Annotated in this window: 6 protein-coding genes and 1 pseudogene; all 7 read right to left on the bottom strand. The window is 63.1% G+C overall.

All coding sequences use genetic code 11. The annotated features are described in order from the left end of the window. Positions 1 to 169 precede the first annotated feature (169 nt). Positions 170 to 1,285, bottom strand: a complete 1,116-nt coding sequence (gene ribA, locus K678_RS16840) for a GTP cyclohydrolase II (protein ID WP_021133683.1) — start codon at positions 1,283 to 1,285, stop codon at positions 170 to 172. Between the two features lie 76 nt (positions 1,286 to 1,361). Beyond that, positions 1,362 to 1,850 (bottom strand): YchJ family protein, encoded by a 489-nt coding sequence (locus tag K678_RS16835; protein ID WP_021133682.1) that lies wholly within the window; start codon positions 1,848 to 1,850, stop codon positions 1,362 to 1,364. A gap of 7 nt (positions 1,851 to 1,857) precedes the next feature. Continuing rightward, a complete protein-coding gene (locus K678_RS16830; protein WP_021133681.1) occupies positions 1,858 to 2,214 on the bottom strand; it encodes a hypothetical protein in 357 nt (118 codons plus the stop codon). 72 nt (positions 2,215 to 2,286) lie between these two features. Beyond that, on the bottom strand, positions 2,287 to 3,243 hold the full coding sequence (locus K678_RS16825; protein ID WP_021133680.1) for a ParB/RepB/Spo0J family partition protein: 957 nt from the start codon (positions 3,241 to 3,243) through the stop codon (positions 2,287 to 2,289). A gap of 5 nt (positions 3,244 to 3,248) precedes the next feature. Further along, positions 3,249 to 4,061, bottom strand: coding sequence for a ParA family protein (locus K678_RS16820; protein WP_021133679.1), 813 nt, complete (start codon positions 4,059 to 4,061; stop codon positions 3,249 to 3,251). Continuing rightward, positions 4,042 to 4,662: a 16S rRNA (guanine(527)-N(7))-methyltransferase RsmG gene (gene rsmG, locus K678_RS16815; RefSeq protein ID WP_021133678.1), complete on the bottom strand. Its 621-nt coding sequence runs from the start codon at positions 4,660 to 4,662 to the stop codon at positions 4,042 to 4,044. The genes K678_RS16820 and rsmG overlap by 20 nt, the downstream gene beginning before the upstream one ends. Then, positions 4,659 to 4,919 (bottom strand): annotated as a pseudogene (locus tag K678_RS16810) (tRNA uridine-5-carboxymethylaminomethyl(34) synthesis enzyme MnmG); the annotation flags it as partial. The gene rsmG and the pseudogene K678_RS16810, both read right to left, overlap by 4 nt.

Here is a 4,919-nt window from a genome sequence, read left to right as displayed (position 1 = left end):
GTGCAGCAAACCTCCGCTATCGCGGCCGGGCTACCGCCCCGACCCGTTCGGAGACCAGCCTCCGATCCTCCACTTTTTTATTTCAAAAATAAAAAAGGGTCCGGGACGCTGTGCGTCCCGGTTGGGGGAACGGGGGCAAACGCCCCCGAAGGGAGCCTTTTGCAGCCTGCTAGAACAGGTGGCCGCTGCGGGTCGCCTTGGTCAGCAGGTATCCCTGGTTATGGTCGTTGGAGGGAAAAACGTGGGGCACCCGCTCGGCGACCTCGATCCCATGCCGAGCCAGGGCAGCGACCTTGGCCGGATTGTTGGTCATCAGCCGCACCCGATGGATGCCGAGCCGGTCCAGCATCTGCGCCGCAGGCAGATAAATCCGTTCGTCATCGTCAAAGCCAAGCTGAAGATTGGCATCAAGCGTATCGAACCCGGCATCCTGAAGCTGATAAGCGCGCAGCTTGTTGACCAATCCGATCCCCCGCCCCTCCTGGGCGAGATAGAGCAAAACCCCGCTGCCGGCGGCGGCGATTTCGCCGATCGCGCCGCGGAGCTGATCGCCGCAATCGCAGCGTAGCGATCCCAGCAGGTCGCCGGTAAAGCATTCGGAATGCAACCGGCACAAAATCGCCTGATCCGGATCGGGATCGCCGATCACGATGGCAAGATGCTCGATCCCGCCATCGGAGGGACGAAAGGCGACAATACGGGCGTTTTCCGCCTGACTGAGCGGCACCCGCGCCTCGGCCACCGGATTGAGCGAACGGGCAACCGCGACCTGATGCCGCAAAATTTCGTCGGATTCGACGATCACGGCATTATCGGGAACCACATCCGACAGCGGAACGATCACGCATGCGGGCAAAAGCCGAGCCAGCTTCGCCAAAGCGATGCAGGCCTCTTCCATGGTATAGCCGGGTTCGACGGTAAAACCGGCGGGGGTCGGTCCCGGTTCGATCTCGGCGCAGGGATTGGCCAGGATCGCAATCGTTTCGGCATCAAAACCAATTGCCGAAACCAGCCGGGCCACCCCGTTCTCCGGCCCCTCCACGCCCAACGCCCCCAATCGGCGGGCGGTCAGCAAAACAACCGGACGGATCGACGACAACGACGTCAACCGGGCCAGACTGTCTTCGGCCACCGCTTCGGCGGCAAGCAAGCCGATCGCCCGCCCCTGATCGAGCACGGTGACAATCTGCCCCCGCCGTAATTCGGCGATGGCGCGATCAACCGCGATCAGGGGACGGGGAGCCTCGGATTGGGGACGGAGCGATACATCAAGGGAACGGGTCATGAAACGGGGGTCCACCTGCCTGTCTGAAACGCCAAAGACCGCCCCAGGACGGCTTTGGACCCGACCGAAACCGCCATTAGGCGCCGCAGCACTTCTTGAACTTCTTGCCCGATCCGCAGGAACAGGGATCGTTGCGGCCCGGCAGGTCGTTGTGACGAGTTACCGGCATCACCTTGCCGACCTCGCCATCGACATACAACCAGCGTCCGTCGATGCGGCGAAAGCGCGACAATTCGAGATGAATCTCGTCCTTGTCCTCGTAGCGGAAGCGGGCGCGAAAGGCCACCCTGCCCTCCTGATCGTCCGGCCCACCGGCCTCGGTGCCAAGGATGTCGAGGCCCTGCCATTCGGACTCGCGCGCCCATTTCTCAGTCTCCGGGCGATTGAACGGATTTTTCCGATCCGGCGCCAGGGTCTGTTCCAGGTAATCAATCGCCTGGACCGTAAACGCGCTATAGCGCGAGCGCATCAACGCTTCGGCGGTGGGAGGCAACGCGGTCCCGGTGATGAAGGGTTCGCAGCAGGTGTCATAGCTCCGCCCGGAGCCGCAGGGACAAGACGTCATGGAGATCTCAAAACTCGATCAGGTTGGAGAAAAGAAAAATGCTAAGGACGGCTAACAGATAAAATGTTCCCCCCATCCCCAGCATGAACAGCACATTACTGACCGTCCGGATCGGGTGACGGAAGCGCTCGCGCTCTATCCGCTCGGGAGCGCGGCGCTCGGTCCCGCCGACGATGGTGATAAAATACCGCTGACGGATAAAGGGAAAGGACAGGCGAATGTTGATCGGATGATGGCGCCAGCTGATCGGCTTCGCCGCGTTCCACAATGCCGCCTTCTGCTCGGACGTGAAGGATTTCACCACCTCGTCGGGCAGATTGGCGAGTAATGCGTCAAGCGGTGCGTCGCTTTCGCTCGGCCTCATCGGACATGCCCCTCATCGGTCGGATCGTCATTTTACAAAGAGCGGCCCAATCTGAACAGTCCCCCGGCGGATTTAGCCGAAGACAGGTTCGGATTCGATGTCGAGTTCGCGATTTTTGTCGGGACGGCGCGCCAGACGTGACAGCAGATCGTCCAATTGTTCCAGCGAGCCATAGGCGATCGTCAGTTCGCCACCTTTGCCCAGCGGCTTCATCGCGACGCGGCAGCCCAGCATTTCAGTCAGATCGCGTTCCAGCGCGACCAGATCGGCATCCCGGCCATCCTGAGCCGGACGTCCGGCGGCGGCGGATTTGGGCTTGTTCTGGCTCGCCACCAGTTTTTCGGTCTGGCGGACGTTCAGGCCCTTAGACACCACTTCGTGGGCCAGCCCAACCGGATCGTCGGCGGTCAACAGAGCGCGGGCATGGCCCGCCGTCAGATCACCCTTCTCCAGCAGCGCCCGCACCGGCTCGGGCAATGCCAGCAGCCGGATCATATTGGCGACGTGCGAACGGCTTTTGCCGACCGCCTTGGCCAGCTCTTCCTGGGTGTGGGAGAATTCCTCCATCAGGCGACGATAGCCGTCAGCCTCTTCGAGCGCCGACAAATCCTGACGCTGCAAATTCTCGACCAGGGCGACTTCCAGCGCCTCGCGGTCGGACAATTCGCTGACGATCGCCGGAACCTCGTGCAGCCGCGCCCGCTGGGCGGCCCGCCAGCGCCGCTCGCCCGCGATGATCTCGAAGCGGCCGGGATGATCGGGCAACGGCCGGACCAGCAGCGGCTGAAGAATCCCCTTGTCGCGGATCGATTCGACCAGATCGGCGATCTGATCCTCGTCGAAATGGCGACGCGGCTGAAACCGCCCCGGCTGAAGCCATTCGACCGGAATCGAACGCAGGCCGATCGGCAGCGCGGTCGGCTCCGACCCAGCGGCGGCGGTGTTGACCGCGGCAACAGCGGTGGCGGCATTGTCACCCAGAAGAGCGGACAGCCCGCGCCCCAAACCCTTTTTTCTTTCCTCGGCCACGATTCTTACGTCCTCAAATCCCGCTCGCGTTTCAACACTTCCGACGCCAGATGGAGATAGGCCTCGGACCCGCTGCATTTCATGTCGTACAGCAGAACCGGCTTGCCATGGCTGGGGGCCTCGGACACCCGGACATTGCGCGGGATCACGGTGTTGTAGACTTTGTCGCCGAAAAAGTCGCGGACATCGGCGGCGACCTGATCGGACAGATTATTGCGCTTGTCGAACATCGTCAGGATGATGCCTTGCAGCACCAGGCCGGGATTGAAGGCTTGGCGTACCCGCTCGATCGTCTTGACCAGATGGCTGATGCCTTCCAGCGCGAAAAACTCGCATTGCAGCGGCACCAGCACCGCATCGGCCCCGACCAGGGCATTCAGCGTCAGCAGGTTCAGCGACGGCGGGCAATCGATCAGGACGTAATCGAACGCCTCAAGCGATCCGGCCAAGGCTTCGCGCAGCCGGTGTTCACGCCGGTCGAAATCGATCAGTTCGATTTCCGCCCCCGACAGATCGACCCCCGACGGCACCACGGTCAGGCCGGGAATGTCGGTGGTGATCGCGGCATCGCCGAGCGACGCCTCGCCCATCAGGACGTGATAGATGTTGATCGCGCGCGCCGCCCGGTCGATGCCAAGACCAGTGCTGGCATTTCCCTGGGGATCGAGATCAATAATCATGACATTGCGCCGTGTCGCCGCCAACGCCGTCGCCAGATTGATGGCGGTGGTGGTCTTGCCCACTCCGCCCTTCTGGTTGGCGATGGCGATGACCCGCGCCGCCGGAGTGACGGCGCTGCTAGTGCTGGGCTGAGCCACGGCATACCTCTCGAAGCTGAAGGACAACCCCCTCCGGATCGGTCAGCGACCCAATCCGGCGGTGGCCGATCTTCCATTCTTTCGCAGTCGCGGTCAATTCGTCTTCCGCTCCCCGACCCTTCAGAAACAGGCATTGCCCCCCCGGGGCAAGGTGGGGCGCCGCCCAATCGAGCAAACGGGACAGCGGAGCCAAGGCGCGGGCGGTGACAATGTCGGCGTCCAGCGGCTCCACCTGTTCGATCCGGCGGTTCAGGATCGTCACCGTTGTTCCGGTCAGGCGGGCCGCCTCACGCAGGAAGGCGCATTTTCGGGCGTCGCTCTCGACCAGATGAACGTCGGGCGCACCGAGGATGGCGAGCACCAGACCGGGGAATCCGGCCCCGCTGCCGAGATCGGCGAGGCGGCGGGCCTCGGCCGGAATCAGCGGCCAGAGTTGGGCGGAATCGAGCATGTGGCGGGTCCATAGATCGGGCAGTGTGTCGGGTCCGACCAGATTGATCCGCGCCTGCCAGCGGGTCAGCAGACCCGCATAAATTTCCAGCCGCTCGATTGTTTCACGTGAAACGCCGAGCCCAGCCAGAGCCTTGCGGGGGTCACTCATGCGCTTTTCCTCTCAGCGGACTGGCGCTTGACGTGGCCCAGCAGCGCCGTCACCGCTGCCGGGGTGACACCGGAAATCCGCGCCGCCGCCGCCAGACTGGCGGGACGGGCCGCTTTCAGTTTGGTCCGCACCTCGGTCGAGAGCGACCCGATCGCATCGTAATCGAGGTCGGCGGGCAGCTCCATCGCCTCTTCCCGACGATAGGCACGGATATCGGCCTCTTGCCGCTCGACATAACCAGCATAGGTTCCTTCGGA

This window comes from Magnetospirillum fulvum MGU-K5, from assembly GCF_000442515.1.
GTDB lineage: Bacteria > Pseudomonadota > Alphaproteobacteria > Rhodospirillales > Magnetospirillaceae > Phaeospirillum > Phaeospirillum fulvum_B.
The sequence above is the reverse complement of the archived record's forward strand: the minus strand, read 5'-3'. Positions and strand labels throughout refer to the sequence as shown.